A 22848-nucleotide genomic window follows, 5' to 3' on the forward strand; every position below is an offset into this window, starting at 1 on the left:
TTTGTTTATATGTGTGGAATTGCAGGATATATCAGTGATATTGCTTTTAATGAAAATGAAATAGCAAAAACTATTCACCACAGGGGCCCAGATGAATTGGGTTTTTCTAAAGTAAAGAACGCTACTATTTTGAACACACGTTTGAGTATTATTGATGTTGCACATGGACAACAGCCCTTCATATCAGAAGATGAAAATATTCACGTAGTACAAAATGGCGAAATTTATAACTTTGTAGAAATAAAGGAAGAACTTGAAGGCGAGGGGATTGTCTTTAACACAAACTCTGATACTGAAGTAATCTTAAGAGCATACATTAAATGGGGAGAGGAATTTATTCTAAGGCTCAATGGAATGTTTGCTATTGCAATTATAGACAAGGTTAAAAATAAATTATTACTATATAGGGATCGCTTAGGTGTTAAACCACTTTTTTATACTGAAAAACCTAATGGCTTCTTCTTTTCATCTGAGTTAAAGACATTTGCAGCATTAAAAGATCTGAATTTGTCTCTAGATAAAGAGTCTTTATATAAATTCTTAATTTATAATTATATACCTGTTCCAAATACTATATATAAAAATGTATTTCATGTTATGCCCGGTGAATTTGTACAGATTGATTTAGATACCTTAGATATGTCTAAAAAAATATATTGGGATCTAAAAAATCAACAGGAAGAAGAAATTGAAGAAGAAGATTTGATGAATAAAATCGATGATCTTCTTATTGATGCAACAAAGATAAGATTGAGAAGCGATGTTCCTATTGCAACTTTCTTAAGTGGTGGTTTAGATTCAAGTATGATTTGTGCAATTATGCATAAATTAACCAATAAAAGTTTTGATACATTTTCAATAGGTTTTGATGATAAACGATTTGATGAATCACCTTATGCTAAAGAAGTATCAGGCTTATTCTCATTAAATAATATTCTAACAATTATGAAAGATGATGATGTAGAACTTTGGGACAAGGTTACTTTCTATAATGATCAGCCCCATGGAGACATCTCATTTGTACCGACATATGTTGTATCAAGAGAAGCTGCTAAAAAGTATAAAGTAGTTTTAACTGGTGACGGTGGTGATGAAGCCTTTGGGGGTTATGAGAAATATAGAGACTCTTTAAAATATAAAGTAGAAGATGAGAAATATTTTCACTCTATCTCATTATTTCATGAAAGCTCAGAGATTTTTAAGAGGCTCCTAAACAAAGAGTTCCATCATTTGATTGATAATAAAACAGGTTTCAATGATTATTTAAATCGTATGAGTAAATTTTCTAAATTTGACAATATTAATAAGGCAATTGCATTTGATGTGAAAAACTTATTACCAGGTAATAATTTGGTTAAGCCAGATAGAATGGGAATGGCTAATTCATTAGAAGCTAGAAGTCCGATGTTAGATTATCGCTTATATGACTTGATGTTTAAAACAGCTGGTCAATACAAACTCTCAGAAGATGGTGAGACTAAAAGTACACTGAAAAAGTTGGCTTTGAAATACCTACCTAAAGATATCGTATATAGAAAAAAACAAATGTTTACTGTTCCAATAGGTGAATGGTTTAAAGATAGAAAGAGTGATGAATTGAAATTACTTTCAAAAAGTGAACGACTTATTAATTTAGGTATGTTTGATATGAAAGTTCTTCAAGAAATGATTGAAGATCATGTTTCATCTAAAAAGAATTATACTCGCGAACTTAGAGCTATTATGAATATAGATATATGGCTCAAAGCATTTAAGTATGAATAAAGTAATTGCTTTAACAGGCTTATTTGTTTCTTTAGGAGTTGTTCTAGGTAGAGCGGCTGGCTATTTGAGGGAATTATTAATCGCTTATCACTTTGGTGTTAGTACTAGTGCTGATCAAGTTGTGTTAATTCTAACTACCCCAGATTTAATAAATAATATTTTATCTGTATCGGTTCTCTCAAATGCATTTTTCCCAGTCTTAAAATCTACTAATAATATTTCTAAAATTATAGAAGAAACTATTGCTGTTAACATCGTTTCTTATCTTATATTTTTAGTTGTATCACCTCTGTTTTTTAGTGGCTGGTTGTTAGTTTTTATGAATGTTGCAATGGCTAGTGTTTTATTTAATGGAATCACTTTTGCGCAAGCGACTTACCTTGCTTTCATAAAAAAATTCAAGCTACAATCACTAAGTACATTAGTATTTAATCTAGGCTTAATTTTAGTTCTATTCTTTTTTACTGACTTATTTATTATTTCAATTGGTGTGATATTTGCTTCTGCACTTCGCATGCTCTATTTGAACTATATATCAGAAAAAGAAGGCTTGTTTTTTAAAATAAATTTCAAAAACGTATTTAAGAATTTGAAAGTATCTAAGAGATTGTTGCTGGCTATTTTAGCAAATGGCCTAGTATTTATAAATCCTATAATAGATAAAATATTTCTTAGCTCTTTTCCTGCAGGTTCAGTTTCAGCATATAGTTATGCTGAAAAAGTATATCTACTTCCTGTAGCTACTATCATTACAATACTTCCCAATATTATTTATTCTTATATAATCGATAATGTTAAAAAAGGTACAAACTCATATTTATTAATAATGAGCTCATTTTTATTTATCGGCTTCATCAGTCTTACTTGTTCTTTTTTGTTTTACTTCTTTAATTATGAAACCATTTCTTTGATCTATTATTTTTCAAAATTAGATGTTGAATCATTAAATTCGATTGCATTAGTTCTTAAATATTTCTCTCTAGCAATATTAGTTTCTGGACTTAATTCGCTAATAATAAAATTATTATTTGCATCGGGTGAGGATAAATTTGTTTTAAAGTCATCAACCTTTGGTTTTTTATTCAATATTGTTGCTAATACTTATATTTTATATTTCTATAATGAAGCCAAATATATGGCCTTAACAACTTCATATACAGCGGTGGTTTTGTTTTTATTAACTTTATATAAGTTGATTTCAAGGATAGGATTTTTTAATGGAATTCATGATAATAGAGAATGATGTAGATAAATGTAAATTTTACGATGAATGTGGTGTCGATAGAATATTCATCGATACAGAACGTCTTGGAAAAACAGAAAGGCAAGGTCATTTAAATACAGTCATTAGTAATCATGAAATTAGTGATATAAAAAAAATAAAACCACTCCTTAGGCAAGCTAAAATCTTAGTAAGAATCAACCCTTTTCATGACAAGACAAGCAACGAAGTTGAAGAAGCGATCGCAGCAGGGGCAGATATAATTATGTTGCCTATGTTTACAAAACCATCTGAAGTTTCGAATTTTGTTAAATATGTTAATGGTAGAGTTAAGGTTTCATTATTACTGGAAACTCCGGCAGCACTTTTTAGACTTGAAGATATCATTTCTATCAGTGGTATTGATGAGATTCATATTGGATTAAATGATATGCACTTAGCTCTTGGTCTCGACTTCATGTTAGAAATTTATAAATCACCAATTTTAGAATTTGCATGTGCAAAGATTAGAGAAAGGGGAATATCTCTAGGTATTGGTGGTATTGCACCTTTAGAGATGGGTGCAGTAAAAGGGAAGTTCGTTTTAGCTGAAGCTTATAGACTCGGGTGTGAGAGAATGATTTTATCAAGAGCATTTCCAAAAGAAGATCCTGATTCTTTTGAGTTAGAGCTTTGTAAATTAAGAACAGCTAATGTATCTTCTTCAAAAGAAAACTTGATTGCTAGTATAAATATGCTATTAAATCTTTAGATCCTTTTCTATTTCACTTATTATGATATCAGTTGCAGCTTTTTTACTATCATTGTAATTATGCAGCACTTTTGAGTTGCCTTTTATATATTGGTTGATTTCTTTTAACAGTGAATCAGCATCTGTTATTTGCTTACCAATGCCTAGATATTCAAAAGGTTGGGGGAATTCTTTGGCTTCATGTATGTATTGAATTACAGGTATGCCACATATATAAGCCTCTAGCCCTACTGTTGATGAGCAATTGATTACCAAGTCCGAAATGTGTAGATATGAATGCACGCTGATATCGTTTGGTGAATAATGAATCCCTATTTTCAACTCACTAAATTTATTATTTGGATGGGCCCTGTAAATAAGATTAACTTTCGACAAGTCGATTTTAGTTTCAAGAGTGTTCATAATTACTTCGTCACTTTTTTTAGTAAACTCACCATTACCTCCAATGAATAAAATGTTTATCTTATTGTTATTGAAGTGCTCTTTTGTGAGTTCTTTGGCTATAAGAGTTTTTTGTTTGTCGAAAATGTCATCAAAAGCTGGATTACCAGAATATATAACATTATTTTTATTCCATCCAAATTCAATGAACACATCACGAATTTTTGGTAGAGCTACAAAAACTTTTCTTGCGTAATCTGGATTTCCAGTTCTTTGATTAAGCTCATTGATATTATAAAAGTCGTTTATGAAGTAAGAGGGGATTTCTAGTTTTTTAGCAGCAAGAAGCACTGCTGCTTCAGACCTTGGTGAGTTTGTTGTTATTACGAAATCAGGCTGAATTTTAGTTAGTACCTTCATCATAATATTATAAGGAAAAAATGAATAACGACCTTGTTTTTGATAAATATTATAAGCTTCCTCTTTACCATAAGTTTCTTGAAGCTCTAGATAATTTAAACCTAGATAAGCGATTGTTTCATCTCTACTAATATTTGAGTTTTCATCAATATTAGTAGCAAGCTTTGAGCCTATTTCAATCACATCATCTTTATTCTTATAAAGTTCTAAAAAATCAATATAAGACAAAAAAGGAATTTTTTCTCTTGAGAGCTCATATGTCGCCATTGTAAAAGCTAGAATGATTACGTCATATGATTTTTGCCTGTATGCTGCATAAAGTCTTTTTGCAATCGTTACATGTCCACCACCATAGCAGGCGATAATTACTTTTTTCATAAGCAATTCCAAAAGGTATAGTTAACATTAGATTAATATAATAGTATAAATATTAGGTATTTTATATAAAAAGGTAGTTAAATGAAGAATTTTAAATCAATTTTGGTAACTGGAGCCACAGGTTCATTTGGAAAACAATTTATTAAGCGTCTACTTAATGAATATCCAAATTTCGAAAGAATAGTTATATTTTCTCGTGATGAATTAAAGCAGTTCGAAATGGAAAATCTTCCTGAATTTAAAAAACATGCGAAGAAGCTTAGATTTTTCATTGGCAATGTAAGAGATGGCGAAAGACTGAGAAGAGCTTGTGAAGGAATCGATGTAATTGTTCATGCTGCTGCACTTAAGCAAGTACCTGCTGCAGAATATAATCCGATGGAATGTATTAAAACTAATATTCTTGGTGCTGAAAATGTCGTTAATGCTGCATTAGATTGTGGTGTTAAAAAAGTTGTAGCCTTATCAACAGATAAAGCAGCCGCTCCAATCAACTTATATGGTGCTACTAAGTTATGCTCAGATAAATTGATTGTTGCAGCAAATAATATGCGTGGTAATAGAGAAGTAGACTTCTCAGTAGTCCGTTATGGTAACGTAATGGGATCACGAGGTTCTGTAATTCCATTCTTTATGAAAAAAGCAGCAGAAGGTGTCCTTCCTATAACAGATGCAGACATGACTAGATTCAATATTACACTAGATCAAGGTGTCGACATGGTTCTTTATGCTATGGAGAACGCATGGGGAGGAGAAATTTTTGTCCCTAAGATACCATCTTATAGAATTCTTGATGTGGCGAACGCTATTGCTCCAAATGCCGAAAAGCCAGTAATAGGAATTAGGCCTGGAGAAAAGCTACATGAGGAAATGATTACTGAAACAGATTCATTCTCAACAATTGACTGCGGAAAGTATTATGTAATTTTACCATCTGTTCTACCATGGAATGTTGATGATTATATGAAGCATTTCAATGCTAAGTATGTTGAAAAGGGATTTAAATATAATTCTGGAACAAATACAGAATGGGTCACTGTAGAAGAATTAAGAGAACTAATTAAGGATCATGTTGATCCAAATTTTAAGGTTGTTGAATGATACCATATGGTAAGCAAGATATTAGCTCAGCAGATATTGAAGCAGTAGTTGAAGTTTTAAAATCACCTTTTTTAACTCAAGGAAAGTGTGTTCCTGAATTTGAAGATGGTTTAGTAAAATACACGGGTGCAAAATATTGTTCAGTAATGAATTCTGCTACTAGTGCACTTCACTTAGCTTACATAGCTTTAGGTGTTAAGCAAGATGATATAGTTTGGACTACACCGATCACATTTGTTGCAACATCAAATGCTGCATTAATGTGTGGTGCGAAAGTTGATTTTGTTGACATTGAATCAGACACATTAAATATGAGTGTTAAGTCTCTTGAGGAAAAGCTAATCCAAGCGGAAATAGATGGCAAACTTCCTAAAGTTGTTGTGCCTGTTCATATGTGTGGCCAAAGTTGCGATATGTTCGAAGTATTTGAACTATCTAAAAAATATAAATTTAAAATTGTAGAGGATGCTTCTCACGCGGTTGGTGGTGAATATTTAGATACAAAAGTTGGTTCATGTAAGTATAGTGACATCTCTATTTTTAGTTTCCATCCAGTTAAGATTATCACGACTGCTGAAGGTGGAGCACTTCTTACAAATGATTCTGAAATTGATAAAAAGGTAAAGCTTTTACGAACTCATGGTGTAACAAAAGAAAACCTTTATAACCCTAATGAAGGGCCTTGGTATTATGAACAACATGAATTAGGATATAATTACCGAATGACTGAGCTTCAAGCTGCACTTGGGGTAACTCAATTAACTCGCCTAGATTCTTTTATAGAAAGAAGAAATGAAATTGCAAATACGTATATTTCATTTTTGAATGAAGAAAAGATTGATTACGTTAAAGTTAGAGATGATCGTAAAAGCTCTTATCATCTATTTGTTGTTAAAGTTTCATCTGTAAGAAGAAAAGAAATTTTTGAAAAGCTACATTCTTTAAAAATTGGAGCTCAAATACACTATTATCCTGTACATAAACAGCCATATTATAAGGGGATAGCTAAGTATTCTAACTTAGAAACATCCGAAATAACTTATGAGCAGATTATTTCTATTCCGATGTATCCACAACTTAAGCAAGAAGAAATTGATTATATATGTAAAACTCTTAAAAGTATAATTAAGGAATAATTATGTCAGTAGTTGCTATTATTACTGCAAGAGGTGGTAGTAAAAGGATTCCAAAAAAAAATATAAAAAACTTCTGTGGGAAACCTATTATTGCATATTCGATTGAAGTAGCTATTAACAGTGGTATTTTTGATAGAGTAATAGTTTCTACTGATGATATTGATATTAAGGTGATTGCAGAAAGTTATGGTGCGGAAGTGCCTTTTTTTAGATCAACTGAAAACTCAAATGATACGGCGTCTTTAGTAGATGTAACTCGCGAAGTATTAACTAAAGTTAAAGATATAGAATATTTTTGTTGTATTTTACCAACTTCACCATTAATAAAAGAAGAATTTCTTTTGAATACATTTCATGTATTTATAAAAGAAAAATTAGGTTTAGATTTCTGTGTTCCAGTAGTTGAATATGATTACCCAATACAACGTGCCTTAATAATAGAGAATGATTTACTTGAGTTTAGAGATGATGCATATATTTACTCAAGAAGTCAGGACTTAGAAAAAACATATCATGATGTAGGTCAATTTTATTGGGGAAATAGAGATTCAATTTTCAAATATGATAGTATGCTTAAAGGGAAAGTGTACCCATTTATAATTCCTGCTACCTATGTACAAGATATTGATAATATCGAAGATTGGGAAGTTGCTGAGTTTAAATATAAATTTCTAAAGAGTAAAGATCGTTATGAACTTTGAATATGTAAAGTTGAAGAATTTTATAGACTGTTCTGAAACAGAAGTTTTAAACATTTTAGATATAAGAAATAGTGATTTTGTACGTAATATGATGTGGAATAGAGATGTTATAACACTAAGTTCGCATCTATCTTTTTTAAAAAAACTTATAAATAATGATGAACAGTTATATTGGGCTGTTTTTTATAAAGATAGATTAATAGGTTCTGTTTATATTGATATGTCTACAAAGAAATGGGGTATGTATCTAGCTGAATCTTGTTCTGGCTTCGGTTTAGATATTGAACTTTATTTTCTATTATTTTTGAAAGAGTCTCTTTTATTAGATAAAGTTTACGGTGAAGTGAAATTAAATAATATTCAAAATATCGTTCTTCAGAAGATAGTTTCAACCTGTGAAGAGATTAATGAAGATTATATTTTATTTGAGTATAATCTTTGTGATTATTTTTCAAAGAGTAAAAATTTAAAAGAAATTAAAAGAGATATTTTAAAAAGGATTTGATCATGAAATCAGTGATTGTAACGGGTGACTCTAGAGGAGTTGGATTAGAAATAGTTAAAACTATTTTAGAAAATTCAGAATATAGAGTAGTTGGTATCAGTAGAAAAATAAATGATATTACAAAGGCATTATCAGATAAGTATAATGGACGTTTTGTTCATATTGATTTTGATATGAGTAATGTTGATGGAATTAAGGATTTATATAAAAAAAAATTGAAAGAGTTTTCACCTATTGTTGGTTTCGTTAATAATGCGGCTCTTGCTTATGATGACATTATTACTAATCTTAACTCAGTAAAGCTTGAAGATATGTATAAGGTGAATGTATTTGCACCATTTATGTTAACAAAATATGTGTTGAGAGATATGTTGCTTCATAAGCAAGTTGGCTCAATTGTTCATATAAGTTCTATTTCTGCACATACAGGCTATAAAGGCTTGGCTATGTATGCATCTTCAAAGGGGGCCCTAGAGGCTTTCTCTAAAAATACAGCTAGAGAGTGGGGAGCTATTGGTGTTCGCTCGAATGTTGTTTGTCCTGGCTTCATGGAAACAGAGATGAGTTCAACACTTTCCGAAGATCAAAAAAATCGTATATACAAACGTAATTCAATGAAGAAGCCAACAAAGATAAGTTGTGTTGCCTCTACGGTCAACTTTTTACTGAGTTCGGGATCATCTAGTATCACCGGTGAAGTTATACATGTGGATTCTGGAACAATATAGGAATGAAAGTCTTATTTTATACTAATTCATCAATTGAAATTGGCTATGGCCATTTGATGAGATGTGTAAATTTGGCTCAAGAATTTTATAACGTAGGCTTCGAAGTAATTTTTTTAACTGAAGATAGAGTTGGGAGTTTGATAAACAAGATACCATCTAATTTTCTTGTTTTAGAATGCAGTGAGGGAGTAGATTCTGGTTATATTTGTGATTTAATTAAAAAATATGAGCCAACACACTTTGTTTCAGATAGCTACGATTTAGATTTACGATTCGATCAAGCGATTCAAAAGATTGAAGGTCTTACGTATATAGTCATTGATGACCTGGGTCGTGAACATGACTGTGATTTTTTAATTGATCAAAATATTGATGCAAATTTGGAAAAATATTCTAGCTCTCTTTGTAAGAATTATATTTTAGGCTTAGATTATGTAATTTTAAATAGTTCATTCGATGTTTCTAGGAATCAATATAGAGATAAGTACAGCATAGAGAATGTCCTTGTATTTTTCAGCGGAGGAGACACATTTGATTGCGAAAAAATGCTAATAGAGGCAATTTCTCAAATTGATCTTGATTTGAAGTTCACATTAATAACTAAGCATATGCATAATATTTCTAATAATAAGTTAGATATTGTTGGATTTGTTAATGACATAGCTCATTTTATGTTAAATTTTGACTATATGATTGGAGCTTGTGGCTCTATGACTTGGGAGAGATTCTGCTTGGGCTTACCTTCCTCGCTCATATCGTTAGCAGATAATCAAGTAGGCACAGCAAAAATCCTCGATGCAATGGGGTTAATCCGCTATCTAGGTGATATTAAAAATCTTAATGTTCAGAGTTGGAAAAATGAACTAGTTTATTTAAACAGATCAAAAACAGAATTTTTTGATAATTCTAGAGAAATTTTTGACTTAGTTGATGGTAATGGAACAAAACGTATAGTAAAAAAAATATTAGATTATAAATAATTGGAGTTTTTATGGATGAAAAGTTATTAGAAATTATTAATGATATCAGAAGTTCTAAAGGTTTATCTTTAATTGATATACTCAAGCCGACTGATAACTTGAGACATGATTTAGGTTTTGATTCTCTTGCACTAGCTAATCTTACTGTTCAAGTTGAGGAAGAGTATGATGTAGATATATTTGAAGATGGAATCATTAATACAATTGAAGAGCTTATGAGTAGAATTAATGGATAAAAACTTTCTTATAAATGAAAGAGTTTATACTTATCAGGATCTTTTAGAGAGAATTAATAAAAAAGAAAAGCTCTCGAATTTCGTTTATTCTGAAGAGCTTTTTGAAGTGTATGTACAAATAATTAAGCTCTTACTGAGTGGCTATAGTCCTGTTTTATTTGATGGAAACTTTTCAAAAAATGAATTTTTAGAATACTCTAAAACATTAGAGCAAATCGAAATTAATAGTGATTTTGAATTTGAAAATATTGATGAGTATAAAACGGCAATATTAAATACTTTCAAAAAAACTAATCTTGGTATGACTCTTTTTACATCTGGAACAACAGGTGTACCCAAAAAATTGTATCAGAGTCTATTGAATTTAGCGCGAAATGTGAAAATCTATCCTTTTCATCAATGCTGGGGGCTTTGCTACAATCCGACCCATATGGCAGGTGTTCAAGTATTATTACAAGTAATATATAATTTTAGTACGATTGTGGATTTAAGAAATAGTAATAGATATACACTTTTACAGGAATACAATGTTACTAACACTTCAATGACACCAACTTTTTTTAAAATTAATTTTTTTGATTCACAAGAGTTATCGTCTTTTAAAACAGTAACATTTGGTGGAGAAAAAGTTTCACAAAATATCTTAGAGAAAGCAGAGAAAGTATTCCCTGAAGCAAAGATTAGAAATATATATGCTTCGACTGAAGCAGGTTCTTTATTTGTTGCAGAAGGTGAGTATTTCGTTGTTTTAGATTCAATGAAAGAGAAAATATTATTTAAAGATTCTAAACTTTATATACATGAAAGTATTCTTGCAGATGGACTTGGAAATGTTGAATGGTATGATACTGGCGATATTGTAGAGTTTTTAAATGGAGATGAATCAAGATTTAGGTTCGTTTCTAGAGATAGCGATATAATCAATGTCGGAGGTTATAATGTTAATCCAAATGAAGTTGAATCTATAATTTCTTCAAGTGAATTAGTTAAGGATTGTATTGTATATTCTATTGATAATTCAGTGTTAGGAAAGGTCTTAGCTGTTGATATAATCTTAACTGATAACTCAATTGAAAATCCTAAGAAATATATTAAAAAATATATTAGTGATAATTTACAAGAATGGAAAAGACCGATGAAAATTAAATTCGTTGAACAAATTTCGTTAACTAGAACAGGTAAAAAAACAAGAAGATAGTTATTATATTGTGGTGATTGAATGAGTGAAGTAGAAATACGATTGCTGAATAAAGATACTGATATCGATATTTTTAGCAAATTCCTATCGTTGTATAGCAAAGAAAGGGGAAGTCATGACTATATTAAATGGATTTATTCTCTTTGTTCCGAAGAAAGTTTTACATATATTGCCCTTTTAAATAAAGAAATAATCGGGTGCTATACAGTTTGTATTAGAGATATTGTTTTGAATAGTATTACTTACAAGTCAGGGATTATTATTCAAGCTGTAGTAAATAATCAATACAGTGATAAGATAAGTGTCATTGATTTGTCCTTTAAAAGCTTTTCTGAGGCAAGGAGCAGGGGCGTTGATTTTTTGATCACTTACCCTAATCCTATATATGAAATAGTTCAGCTTAAACTTGAAAGAGTAATTAAAATAAGAAAGTTTAAATCTTTTATTTTTCAAGGAAGTTTGCTCGATTTTAATTTGAGCTATCAGGAGCTTGAAGATTTAAACTTTTTGACCAATGATTACATTAAAAATGATAATGGTTTTGTATACACAAAGAGTCTATTAGAAAATAGGTTTTTTAATCATCCATTTAATACATATACCGTTCTTTATCTGGATGAATCTAATTTTGTTATAATTAAAAAATTTAATGAATATGCTCATATAGTATATGCTGATTGTAAGTCAGAAAAAAAATGTATGGATGTATTTTTGTCATATTGCTCAGGCAAAAATTTAAAACCATCAGTATGGCCGTTGAGAAAATTTGATATAGATTTTCTAATTGAGAATAACTTTGCAAGTGTTGGATTTGAGTATTTTATTGGAGTGAAAATTTTAAATAATGAGCTTCGTTCAAAAGGATTAAAATTCGAAAATCTCTATATAGCTATGGCAGATTCAGATGTGTTTTAGGAGTTTTAATGAAAATAAATAATAGTATAATTGATGAAAATTCACCTGCTTATATCATTGCAGAATTATCTTGCAATCACTGTGGAGATTTAAATCTAGCAAAAGAGACTATATATGCAATGGCGGAAGCAAATGCAAATGCTGTTAAGCTTCAAACTTTCGAATTAGAATACTTAACATTAAACTCTAAAAATGAAGATTTCATGATTAGAGGTGGTACATTATGGGATAATCAGTCTCTATATGATTTATACTCGAGAACAATAACTCCTCTTGAGTGGCATGAAGAGCTTTTTTCGTTAGCAACTAAACTTGGATTAGATTGTTTTTCTTCGCCATTTCATGAAAGTGCTGTAGATTTTCTTGAGAGACTGAATTGCCCTGCTTATAAAATTGCTTCGTTTGAAATTAGTGATATTAATCTGATAAGATATGTTGCTAAGAAAGGTAAGCCTATAATTTTATCTACTGGTGTTGCAAGAAAGGAAGACATAGATTTAGCTATTAAAACAATTAGAGAAGTTGGTAATAACCAAATTGCCATTTTGAAATGTACATCTGGATACCCGACACCTTTATCAGATGTAAATCTTGAAAATATGAAAGCCATAGCAACTGATTATCAGGTAATTACAGGAGTATCGGATCATACAAAGGATTCAATTGTTCCTCAGTTGTCAGTCGCAATGGGAGGGAGAATTATAGAGAAGCATTTTATTTTGGATAAAAATCTTGATTCTCCAGATAAAGAGTTTTCTTTAGATCCAGAGGAATTTTCCAATATGGTTAAAGGCGTAAGGCAGACTGAAATGATTTGTGGGAGTCCTAGCTATGAACTTTCTGAAAAGAGAAAAAAATCTAGAGACTATATGAGATCTTTATATTTTGTATCAGATTTAAAAGCAGGACAAATAATTAAATCTTCAGATATTAGATCCGTCAGACCAGGTTTTGGTGCACATCCGTCGGAAATTAATAACATTATTGGCTATAAAGTGAAAGATAATGTGAGTTATGGCTCTCGTGTTGAAATTTCGAATTTAGAATAAGGGTTATATATGAATGTATTAGTTGTAGTAGCTCATTCAGATGATGAAATTTTAGGATGCGGGGGCAGCATCGCTAAGCATATTAGAAATGGTGATACTGTTCATTTGCTTGTAATGACTGATGGTGTCGGTGCAAGAAGTAATTCAAATATCGATGATATAAATTCTCGTAGCTCAAGTTTATATAAATCATGTGAAAATTTAGGAATTAGAGACTTTCATCAAGAAAATTTTCCAGATAATGAAATGGATACAATTAGTTTGTTAAGTATTGTTAGGACTATTGAGTCTTATGCTAAAGCTATCAAGCCTGAAATTATTTACACTCACTCTAATAAAGACTTAAATATAGATCATCAAATAACTCATCGAGCAGTTCTAACAGCTTTTCGTCCTCAACCAGACTCTAGTGTAAGAACAATATATGGCTTTGAAGTATTATCTTCAACAGAATGGAGTACGATTCCATTTGAACCTACTGCGTTTAATATACTATCTGAACAAGATATTAGTATATTAATGAAATCTTTAGAAATTTATAGTGATGAAATTAGAGAATCTCCTCATTCAAGATCAAGTGAAAATTTTGAAAGAATATTAAAAGTTCGTGGATCAACAATTGGAGTTGATTATGCGGAAGCTTTTGAAGTTTATAGGGATATCATAAAATAGAAATGGACATAACAAATTTAATATTCACTTTAGATATTTAATGTATATTTCTAATATAAAAAAACCATGTTAATAGAAAGGTAGCAGATACTTTGGAACTGATTTATTGAAGTTGACTACATGCTTATTATTTTTGGAAATTTAAATTATCTAAGACTTAATTTAAAAGTGTTTATATTTTGTTAAAATGAAAATTTAATTCGTTAAAGCTCTGAGTTTTCAGTATAAAATTAAAATCTTCTATTTTTTTAATTGGATTGAAAAACTTAGTTCTATTTTCTTTATTAACATTTAAAATATGAACTAACTTTTTACCTCGATCACGAGATAGGCGGTCTGAATTAAGAAGGACTGAGCCCATCGCTCCTTCGAGCTGTACAAATTCACCTTTTTGATTCTTTATCAAATCAGGTAGCGCAATTCTGCAATCACCTAGCGCATTGAAATTAATGAGTACTAAATTAGTATTGAAGAAGGCATCATCGTCTTCATCTCTAAGTCCTAATTTTTCAAAATAATCCAATTGGTTAGCTTGCTCAGCTTGAGCTTTTTCTACAATTGTAAGATATGTTTTATCTGATTCAACTTTAAGTGCAATTTGTCCGCCCTTCATATCCCTATTTGTCTTCGTTGTAGTAACCATTACGACAGGAATATTCTCTGTTAGCATCCAATTTACAATTGCACGATCAGGTGTTGAACTCAAGTCTTCACCATTTCCAATACATGCAATAAGATTTTTTCCTAAGGGGCGGGGGCCTTTGAATACTTCATAACCGAAGATACCATGCCCTGCAGGTGCTATGTGCTCTAAAGTCAATTGACCATTCTTAATTGCAGGTAACTTCTGCTGAATCACAGAATTCATACGTGAGAATGATTCGTTTAAAAGGTGTGAATGCTTATCCCACATCTCATCTATAATAGGTTTTACCTCGTTATTGACTAGGTCCTGTAGGACCACTTTCTTAAATGAGCTCGTTTTCTTTGATGCTTGAATAATTTGGGCTTCAGCAAGAGAGATAGCGCCAAATTCTTTAGTTTCAAGATAGAGGTCAGTAGATTTAGAGCCAGGTGATGTGCGGCCATATTTTTTTAAGTAGTCAGAACGATCAAGGCTTGAGCCAAGCCCACCATGCATCTTTCTTAGCCAAAGGGTACAGTCAACGACTTCCTTTGTAGAATAGCGTTGTTTGATATCTTCATATGAATGAAAAGGAAGCTCATCTCGAAGAAGCTTTCTTGGTGCTATCGCAGTAGGGTAGACTCCTGTGTCATTTTCTGGGGTAGCAATTATAAGCTGTTCAGCTTTCTCGTTTAATTGAGAAAGCAAACCTTCGAAATACTCAAGTTCAATTGGATTTTTGATAAATTCTTTTAAATTCATAGGACCAAATAATAACAGAAGCTAGTTAAGAAATGAAATAAATATAGTTAATATGCCTTTACTAAATTTGTGCATAAGATTTAACATCAATATATGAACTATCTTATATTTAGCAGTATTATCTTTACGACATTAGGAATTTTCTTTTCACCATCAGTACTGGGAATTGGGGATATCTTATTATTAATCCCCCTTGTTTTTTCAATTTTTTGGGCAAGAAAGAATAAAGTAAAATTACCATTGCCTAATATTTTCTTATTAGTGACATTTGCTATTGCTGTAATAATCGCTTTCATTGTTATTGATGATAAGACTATAGCACTAAAGTCGATTAAAAAAGCACGCTACTTCTTGATAGGGGGCTTGAGTTACCTTCCATTTATGTACTTTTTTAAGGAAGGTAAAGGCTTACTTGAGAAGGCCAGAAAATATTATTTACCACTTGTATTAGTCTGCTTCACGTTGTCAATTGGATATGGAATATATCAAGCTATAATTCAACACGGCTTTGTGATCTCCAAATTATTAAGTATAAGATTGGCGGCGGCTGTCGATATTACTAAATTTGCATATATAAGTTCATTTTTAACTAGCTTACTTACTTCTCTTTTATTACTAGGAAACTTGGATAAGCGTAATAGATTTTGTGGTATTTTAGTTGCTTGTCTAGGTGTATTTGGCGTGTTGGCAGCAAAAACGCGAGGTGCACTACTATCACTTCTTATAAGTTTAAGCTCAACGATATATTTCAAAAGCAAGAAGCTGGCCCTAGTTCTATTCTGCTCTTTCTTTGTCTTAATCGGAATTATGTTCGCTCTTCAAGGCTCTAAGTATGAAAAGTCATTTCGTATGGTGACTCTAATGAATAAGTCTACACAGCATCGAATTGCACTATATGAAGCAGGACTTGCAGTATTTAAAGAGCGACCACTAACTGGCTTTGGCTATGGACAATCAATTAATGAAATTGGAAGAGTTGCAAAAGAAAATAAGATAGAAAATCTTTTCTATGTATTAAGAACACATCATACCTTTTTAGATGTAGCTGCAGATATTGGAGTATTTGGCTTACTTGCGTTCTCTGGTTGGTTCTTTTCATGGGCATATATAACTTTAACAAGTACATCAGTTTTTACAAAGTCAACACTAGCTCTTGTTGTAAATGCTTTTATTTGTGCTCAGTTCGATGTTTTTAATCAGACGAACTTATTTGCTTTTATACTATTAGTTTTTAACTTAAGTATTGTGACTCATAATTTAGAAAAAGAAAAAGCGAGTAAAAATGCATAACATAATCATCGATTTAGAAAGACTTAAGGATTTTCACTCTGGCCTTGGGCAATTCTCGCATCATTTATATAAGAATATTTCTTCTATGACTAAAGCGAGCTATCTTATTGATCGCTCTAGCGCTGATTTGTTTTCAAAGGATGACACTCTTTTTTATACAAATCCGTTACAAAAACTGGGGTTGTTTCTGCCGAAAGCTAAGGTGTGGCATTCGACTCATCAGGATTCCTCATATTTTCCTTATAGTAAGAAGCAGAAGACGATCTTAACTGTTCATGATTTAAATTATATTCATCAAAGAGCTCACCGAAAAAATAAGGTAGAGTCTTACATGAAGTATATTGAAAAAAAATTGAAGTATACGGACGTTCTGACTTTTATTTCTGAAAGTACTAAGAAAGATTTTGAAAAGTATTTTGATATATCTAATATTGAAAATCATATAATTTACAATGGGCTTACACTTGATTTAAGTTCTGAGCCGAAGAAGCCTGATTTTAATTTTGAAGGTGATTTTTTATTCACCATTTCTAAGCTTCTCCCAAAGAAGAATATTCACGCTATCTATCCACTAATCGAAGCTAATCCAGATTTAAAACTTATTATCGCAGGTGATAATTCAACTGGGTACGCTAGTGAGTTAGTTGAAAGAGCAAAAGAGCTAGGTATCTCTGATCGTGTATTTCTAATCGGAAAGGTTTCAGAAGGTGAAAAATCTTGGTTATATGAGAATTGCAAGGCCTTTTTTATGACAAGCCTTCTGGAGGGATTTGGCCTTCCTGTTCTTGAAGCTCAGTATTTTAATAAACCAGTTTTCATAAGTAATAAGACTTCTCTTCCAGAAATTGGTGGTGATGCAGCTATTGCTTTTGAATCATTCGATGCTGATTCGATGCAGAATTTATACAAGTCTACAATGGAGACGTTTGACGCTAGTACTTGGGAAGCCAAGTGTAGAGAGAACTTGAATAGATTTTCTTGGGAATTAAGCGCACAAAAGTATATCGAATTATATAAGTAAGAAAAAATATTCAGTTTAATGCATAATTTTTATTCCTTGGAGTGCATATACAAACTTCATATTTAAGTTTTATGCACACAAGTGAATATTTTGTGGATAATGCTTAGATATATGCACTTAAGTACATATTAGACTGAAAGCCGTGATTTATATTCACTAGAGTGAATACTTGAGTGCTTCGATATGCATTGTAAGGAATAGTCGCACAAAATTTGATTCATGTTATAATTATAAGAAATCAATATCTGTTTTACGGATGAAACAGGGAGAAACTTAATGAGTTATGACAACTTAGACCTCGAGTTTTTTGAGTATGCCAAGACGGCCATCAAACAAAACGATTACTATGACATTGACCTAAAGGCCTTAAGAAAATCACTCGGTTTGAAACAAACTGATCTTATTGGTATTGATCAGCCGGATGTTTCAAAAATTGAAAGTCGTCTTGATTTAAAATTATCGACTTTAAATAAGTATGCCAAGGCGTGTGGGCTTGAGATGGAGATCGTATTTAAGGCTAAAAACTCTGGAAAATTGGTGCAATAAACGATATCTTGAATCCTCATAAATTATGGAGAAATCAGTGAATCAACTGCCTTGGAACAAGTCGTTAATTATCATTCCTACTTATAATGAAATCATGAATATCGAGCGCATGATCGATACTATCTTTGAAAAATACCCAGAGGTATCTCTACTTATTATTGAAGATGGCTCACCAGATGGAACGGCCGATATCGTGAAGAAGAAAATGGAAACAAATTCAAATCTTCACATCATTGAAAGAAAAGGAAAGCTTGGTCTAGGAACTGCATATATCACAGGGTTTAAGTGGGCCCTTGAAAGAGAGTACGATTTTGTCTTTGAAATGGACTGTGATTTTTCTCATGATCCAGATTCAGTAAAAGATCTTTTAGCTGCTGCTCAAGAAAATGATCTTGTCATCGGTTCACGCTATATTGATGGAATTAGAATTATCAATTGGCCATTTAGAAGACTATTACTATCATACTGTGCTTCAATTTATACGAGATTCATGACAGGTATTCCTGTTCAAGATACGACTGGTGGATTTAAGTGTTTTACACGAAAAGCTCTATCATCTCTCAATCTAGATGGAATAATTTCTAATGGATATATCTTTCAACTAGAGCTTAATTATAAGGTTTGGGCAAAAGGTCTTTCAGTAAAAGAAGTTCCAATCATTTTCTATGAACGTCGTGATGGACAATCAAAGATGGGTGGCGGAATTATTTTTGAAGCTTTCTTTAACGTTATTAATTTAAGACTTAGAAAGATTTTTGGTATTTTATAAATAAATGAAACACTTCTATTATATAAAAAATGCTTTTAAATTTCTGATTCCAAAATGCTGGTATCAAAGCAAAGCACGTAAAATCTTAAGTGCTTATGAGCAAACGCCAGATCAATATATTGAAGATCGAGTCAGCTATTATAATAAGTTAAAAGAACCATTTAAGTTAGAGCTCGAAAATGAAAATACAAATAGAAGACATATTCCTCACGCATTAAAAATTAAAGATTTTAAAAAAGTAGATGGAACAACATACTACTTTGATATTCTTGAGATCATTAGAAACTTCTCTGGCAATTATATGTTTCGATACGAAGCAGGTGATGTCATTGAAGCACCAACAATTCCAACTATCGTAAAGAGTAGGCCTGTTGTCGACAATGAGAACTCTGTTGTTTTAAAACTTAATAAAGTGAGGCACTTTAATTTCATACAAGACAAAATCTCATTTGAAGAGAAGCTTGATAAAGTTGTATGGCGTGGAACTAATACAATGCCACATCGAGATATTGTCATTAAGCAGTTCTACGATCATCCACTATGCGATATCGGACAAACAGCACCTAAAAAAGATGTTGCTTGGCTTAAAGATTTTCTAAGTATTGAAGATCAACTTCATTATAAATTCATACTATGTATGGAAGGTAATGATGTTGCTACAAATTTAAAGTGGGCCATGTCTTCTAACTCTCTTTGCATTATGTCGAAACCTAAATATGAAACTTGGTTCATGGAAGGTAGATTAGTGGCCGGCAAGCACTATGTAGAAGTGAAAGATGACTACTCTGATCTACCAGAGAAAATCGAATATTATTTAGCACATCCAGAAGAAGCAAAGCTAATCACTAAAAATGCAAATGAGTGGGTAGAGCAGTTTAAAGATGAGGATAGAGAATTTCTAATCTCACTTTTAGTTGCAAAAAAATACTTCTCATTACAGTAAATTCAGTAAGATACTCCATTATTAGTAATTATTTTATAGTTGTTCTTTCATGATTACAGCTACTTACAGTATCAGTTATTCCAATTTGAAATAAATCATTCCACTTTCGAAAAAATCGAGAAATTTCACTTATGAAATTTTATTTATGTCCCATCAAATACTTAACAATAAGTTTTATTAATAGTTTTTACAGTGTTCATAAATTCTATTGGATTCTGTTGTATGAAGAACTACTAAACAACATTGGGATTAATAGAGAGAGGAGAGCAGAATGGACAAGGTTTTTTTAGAAAGACCTTCGGTTAACGAAGTTTTGCGGGACAAGATCAGAAAATACAAAAAAGAGCACTCCCGCTTAAGTAGCAATCAAATTGCTAGAAGGCTTGGACTTCCACCTTCAACATTTCATCGACTAGAAATGGGTGATGTTAAAAACCCTGGACTCGATATTTGTGTCACAGTCCTTAACGGCCTGTGCTCAAAGAAAGAGACAGCTGAGTTTGTACGTGAGTACTTCCCGGAAGTGCATGAAAGTTTGTATGGGCATTTTACAGAAATGCAATCAGTAGAAAATTTAAAAGAGCCAGTTGAGAGATACTTTAAGGATCCATTGACATACAAAATGATGCTTAAAGCTAGTTCAAAATATGGGCTAAGCGAAGCGGCTGTACTTCAAGACTACGGACGAGTAGGACATAAAAAATTTATGAGGTTAGCAGCAGATGGTGTTTTAACCAATGATGGTGGAAGATTTTTTGTTTCTAAAAAGAATACTATTTTGAATATTGATACTAGAGCTAAATTGACAAGCATGATCTATCAAGAAATCGCTGATAATTGTGATGAAAATGGGAACGCTGTAGGTGCAATAGAGAATTGTTGGTTTGAATCGTTAAATGCAGAAAAAGTTTTACCTAAAATGAACGAACTAATTAAGGAGTTTAATTATCAAATATCAAAGATAATGATGGATCCTGATAATTATGGAAAAGATATGATTTACTATTCTGCTTTAGCAAAAAGAATGGGAGATAAATAGATGAAAAAAATATTAATAATGGTTTATATGTTTGTAGTTAGTAATGCCTATTCCCTTGATATTATTTCAAGAGGTACAGGTGGTGGAAGTGGTACATTAGCTCCTGAAGTAGTAATGAATAATGATGAACTTCTAGGCTCGGGAGGAGGAAGTGGTACCTTAAGAGAGTCTAATGTTTTTGAAATTAATAAGTTAAAGCCAAACTATGATTTATTAAAAATATCTAGAATTGGAGATTTTGATTTTGATTCTGATTCAAACAGATGGCTTCTTCGTACAAGATCAAGAATTTTAAGTGTAAGCGATATTGATTTGGTAGAGGAATATGAAGTAAAGCAAAAAGAAGTAGATCTTAGAGCTTTTGAGTTGAAATCAAAAAGAAAGGTTGTTCCCTCAAAATTTTTAAAGATGTACTTAAAGAACAATGTTAAATTTAAAGATTATATTGTTGATGATTTTAAATACTAGGAAAAAGGCGGATTTAATACCGCCTTTTTTATTTGCAATTTTTAATATTTACTAACTTATGACCCTTTTCGATTTCAAAAAGATACTTTTCATAAAGAATGGAAGTATTATCAAAAGGGTTTTTGATACTTATTGTTTTAACATTATCTATTGAGGTATCTGTCGTCATGTAATTAAACTTTTTTAATACAATTGATGCAAGTTTAGGGTCTTGGTTTACCTGAGATAGTGGAATATAAGTTTTTATTAATGTAGTTTCCAATTTTGTGTATTCATTCATCTCAAAAATTTTATTATCAAAAATAATTTTATTATGCTCATCATTTGATTGTGGTTGTTGTCCAGGCTTCACGCATCTAAGTGCAGTAGTGAAACTAAAATCTTTATTGTCGAAGTAAACTCTTTCAATACCTAGATCACCTTCTATGAATGGATAAGAAAAAGCGTATAATCCTATAAACATATGATCATTTGATGCGAAGTTGTAACTAAGTTCTTCTATTTTAGTCATTATACTAATCTCTTTCTTTTCACCCTCAAGACTAATCCCTTCATACAACGCAATCTCTTCATGCTTCTTAGTTAAAAAACCAATGATATTTTCATCTTGAGAAATTAGAGAACCATCTTTTACACCATCACAGTTTTTGATATTTAAGAGTTGTGATTCATTATCAAATGAATTGGCATAGGCGAGTGAAGCGTAAGTGATTTCACAGCTTTGTTTTGTGAGAGCTCCATACTTATCAAAAGCTAGAACTTCTACAAAGTTGTTATCTGAGTTTGGAATAGATATAGATGCCGAGTTTTTAATTTCTTTGGCCGTCGTAAGTTTAAGAACCTTGTCATTGAATTCGTTTGAAAGCTCTTCTTCTACTGATTCAACTTTTACTATATCGCCATCAGTTGTTTGTATGTGAAAAGTCTCATTTGTGTCGGCACAGTTTTGAGAGATCAATACTTCTGTTTCTGACTTTATAATTCCTGGGCAAGTTACTGATTTATCAAGTGTTTTAACCGCTACAATGCCTTCTGGACAATCCTGTCCTTCACAGAAATTGTTAAGCTTTGCATTTAAAATGACCTTATCTGAATCATTAACAACTGGCCCAACTGGAGATTGAGTTGGAGTGTTGGACTTGATAATTTTTTGCGTATCTTTCGAACACGAGGCCATAGAGAAGGCAAAAATTAAGATTAGTGGTGCGATTAACTTGTTCATAAAACTAATTTATCTAATATTTGAGA

General features: G+C 31.5%; 25 protein-coding genes. 21 read left to right on the plus strand and 4 right to left on the minus strand.

Annotated elements, in window-relative coordinates; genetic code table 11:
• The first annotated feature begins 9 nt into the window (after positions 1-9).
• From asnB to ACMAYS_RS14450, 3 genes are read left to right on the plus strand one after another with little or no spacing between them, the layout of a single operon-like run.
• Positions 10-1764 (plus strand): asparagine synthase (glutamine-hydrolyzing), encoded by a 1755-nt coding sequence (asnB, locus tag ACMAYS_RS14440; protein ID WP_412463504.1) that lies wholly within the window; start codon positions 10-12, stop codon positions 1762-1764.
• Complete coding sequence (locus tag ACMAYS_RS14445) at positions 1757-3007, plus strand: lipid II flippase MurJ (RefSeq protein WP_412463505.1); 1251 nt, start codon at positions 1757-1759, stop codon at positions 3005-3007. Before asnB ends, ACMAYS_RS14445 begins: the two co-directional genes overlap by 8 nt.
• Positions 2982-3737, plus strand: a complete 756-nt coding sequence (locus ACMAYS_RS14450; protein WP_412463506.1) for an aldolase/citrate lyase family protein — start codon at positions 2982-2984, stop codon at positions 3735-3737. Before ACMAYS_RS14445 ends, ACMAYS_RS14450 begins: the two co-directional genes overlap by 26 nt.
• Here the strand turns inward: ACMAYS_RS14450 and ACMAYS_RS14455 are convergent.
• The gene (locus ACMAYS_RS14455; protein WP_412463507.1) at positions 3726-4916 is read right to left on the minus strand and encodes a hypothetical protein; all 1191 of its coding nucleotides are present in this window, start codon (positions 4914-4916) and stop codon (positions 3726-3728) included. The genes ACMAYS_RS14450 and ACMAYS_RS14455 overlap by 12 nt on opposite strands.
• A gap of 81 nt (positions 4917-4997) precedes the next feature.
• Here ACMAYS_RS14455 and pseB point away from each other — a divergent pair, with 81 nt between their 5' ends.
• The 11 genes from pseB to ACMAYS_RS14510 are packed head-to-tail and all read left to right on the plus strand — an operon-like array spanning position 4998 to position 14137.
• Positions 4998-6017: a UDP-N-acetylglucosamine 4,6-dehydratase (inverting) gene (gene pseB / locus ACMAYS_RS14460; RefSeq protein WP_412463508.1), complete on the plus strand. Its 1020-nt coding sequence runs from the start codon at positions 4998-5000 to the stop codon at positions 6015-6017.
• Complete coding sequence (gene pseC, locus ACMAYS_RS14465) at positions 6014-7153, plus strand: UDP-4-amino-4,6-dideoxy-N-acetyl-beta-L-altrosamine transaminase (RefSeq protein ID WP_412463509.1); 1140 nt, start codon at positions 6014-6016, stop codon at positions 7151-7153. Before pseB ends, pseC begins: the two co-directional genes overlap by 4 nt.
• Before the next feature lie 2 nt (positions 7154-7155).
• Positions 7156-7854, plus strand: coding sequence for a pseudaminic acid cytidylyltransferase (gene pseF / locus ACMAYS_RS14470; protein WP_412463510.1), 699 nt, complete (start codon positions 7156-7158; stop codon positions 7852-7854).
• Positions 7844-8359, plus strand: a complete 516-nt coding sequence (locus tag ACMAYS_RS14475; RefSeq protein ID WP_412463511.1) for a hypothetical protein — start codon at positions 7844-7846, stop codon at positions 8357-8359. The genes pseF and ACMAYS_RS14475 overlap by 11 nt, the downstream gene beginning before the upstream one ends.
• 2 nt (positions 8360-8361) lie before the next feature.
• Positions 8362-9087, plus strand: coding sequence for an SDR family oxidoreductase (locus ACMAYS_RS14480; RefSeq protein ID WP_412463512.1), 726 nt, complete (start codon positions 8362-8364; stop codon positions 9085-9087).
• A gap of 2 nt (positions 9088-9089) precedes the next feature.
• Positions 9090-10067, plus strand: coding sequence for a UDP-2,4-diacetamido-2,4,6-trideoxy-beta-L-altropyranose hydrolase (gene pseG, locus ACMAYS_RS14485; RefSeq protein WP_412463513.1), 978 nt, complete (start codon positions 9090-9092; stop codon positions 10065-10067).
• Positions 10068-10078: 11 nt separating this feature from the next.
• A complete protein-coding gene (locus tag ACMAYS_RS14490; RefSeq protein ID WP_412463514.1) occupies positions 10079-10303 on the plus strand; it encodes a phosphopantetheine-binding protein in 225 nt (74 codons plus the stop codon).
• Entirely contained in the window at positions 10296-11501 is a 1206-nt protein-coding gene (locus tag ACMAYS_RS14495; protein ID WP_412463515.1) for an AMP-binding protein, read from the plus strand. The genes ACMAYS_RS14490 and ACMAYS_RS14495 overlap by 8 nt, the downstream gene beginning before the upstream one ends.
• A 21-nt stretch (positions 11502-11522) precedes the next feature.
• Positions 11523-12416, plus strand: coding sequence for a GNAT family N-acetyltransferase (locus ACMAYS_RS14500; RefSeq protein ID WP_412463516.1), 894 nt, complete (start codon positions 11523-11525; stop codon positions 12414-12416).
• A gap of 8 nt (positions 12417-12424) precedes the next feature.
• Complete coding sequence (gene pseI, locus ACMAYS_RS14505; RefSeq protein WP_412463517.1) at positions 12425-13465, plus strand: pseudaminic acid synthase; 1041 nt, start codon at positions 12425-12427, stop codon at positions 13463-13465.
• 9 nt (positions 13466-13474) lie between these two features.
• Complete coding sequence (locus ACMAYS_RS14510) at positions 13475-14137, plus strand: PIG-L deacetylase family protein (RefSeq protein ID WP_412463518.1); 663 nt, start codon at positions 13475-13477, stop codon at positions 14135-14137.
• Positions 14138-14309: 172 nt separating this feature from the next.
• Here ACMAYS_RS14510 and ACMAYS_RS14515 read toward each other — a convergent pair whose 3' ends face one another.
• Positions 14310-15524 carry a UTP--glucose-1-phosphate uridylyltransferase gene (locus ACMAYS_RS14515; protein WP_412463519.1) on the minus strand — a complete coding sequence of 405 codons (1215 nt, stop codon included), beginning with the start codon at positions 15522-15524 and terminating at the stop codon, positions 14310-14312.
• A gap of 98 nt (positions 15525-15622) precedes the next feature.
• Positions 15623-15820, minus strand: coding sequence for a hypothetical protein (locus ACMAYS_RS14520; protein ID WP_412463576.1), 198 nt, complete (start codon positions 15818-15820; stop codon positions 15623-15625).
• Positions 15821-15905: 85 nt separating this feature from the next.
• Here ACMAYS_RS14520 and ACMAYS_RS14525 point away from each other — a divergent pair, with 85 nt between their 5' ends.
• The 7 genes from ACMAYS_RS14525 to ACMAYS_RS14555 all read left to right on the plus strand — a co-directional run bounded on the left by ACMAYS_RS14525 (position 15906) and on the right by ACMAYS_RS14555 (position 21600).
• Positions 15906-16814, plus strand: coding sequence for an O-antigen ligase family protein (locus tag ACMAYS_RS14525; RefSeq protein ID WP_412463575.1), 909 nt, complete (start codon positions 15906-15908; stop codon positions 16812-16814).
• Positions 16807-17835: a glycosyltransferase family 4 protein gene (locus ACMAYS_RS14530; protein ID WP_412463520.1), complete on the plus strand. Its 1029-nt coding sequence runs from the start codon at positions 16807-16809 to the stop codon at positions 17833-17835. Before ACMAYS_RS14525 ends, ACMAYS_RS14530 begins: the two co-directional genes overlap by 8 nt.
• Positions 17836-18111: 276 nt before the next feature.
• Positions 18112-18381 carry a helix-turn-helix domain-containing protein gene (locus ACMAYS_RS14535; protein WP_199177559.1) on the plus strand — a complete coding sequence of 90 codons (270 nt, stop codon included), beginning with the start codon at positions 18112-18114 and terminating at the stop codon, positions 18379-18381.
• A gap of 46 nt (positions 18382-18427) precedes the next feature.
• A complete protein-coding gene (locus tag ACMAYS_RS14540; RefSeq protein WP_392994144.1) occupies positions 18428-19150 on the plus strand; it encodes a polyprenol monophosphomannose synthase in 723 nt (240 codons plus the stop codon).
• A gap of 4 nt (positions 19151-19154) precedes the next feature.
• Positions 19155-20093: a glycosyl transferase family 90 gene (locus tag ACMAYS_RS14545; RefSeq protein ID WP_412463521.1), complete on the plus strand. Its 939-nt coding sequence runs from the start codon at positions 19155-19157 to the stop codon at positions 20091-20093.
• A 271-nt stretch (positions 20094-20364) separates the two neighbouring features.
• Entirely contained in the window at positions 20365-21132 is a 768-nt protein-coding gene (locus ACMAYS_RS14550; protein WP_412463522.1) for a hypothetical protein, read from the plus strand.
• Complete coding sequence (locus ACMAYS_RS14555) at positions 21133-21600, plus strand: hypothetical protein (protein ID WP_412463523.1); 468 nt, start codon at positions 21133-21135, stop codon at positions 21598-21600.
• Between the two features lie 28 nt (positions 21601-21628).
• Here ACMAYS_RS14555 and ACMAYS_RS14560 read toward each other — a convergent pair whose 3' ends face one another.
• Positions 21629-22822, minus strand: a complete 1194-nt coding sequence (locus ACMAYS_RS14560; protein ID WP_412463524.1) for a hypothetical protein — start codon at positions 22820-22822, stop codon at positions 21629-21631.
• Between the last annotated feature and the right edge of the window lie 26 nt (positions 22823-22848).

The sequence above is a fragment of the Halobacteriovorax sp. RT-2-6 genome (genome assembly GCF_047085025.1).
Lineage (GTDB): Bacteria > Bdellovibrionota > Bacteriovoracia > Bacteriovoracales > Bacteriovoracaceae > Halobacteriovorax_A.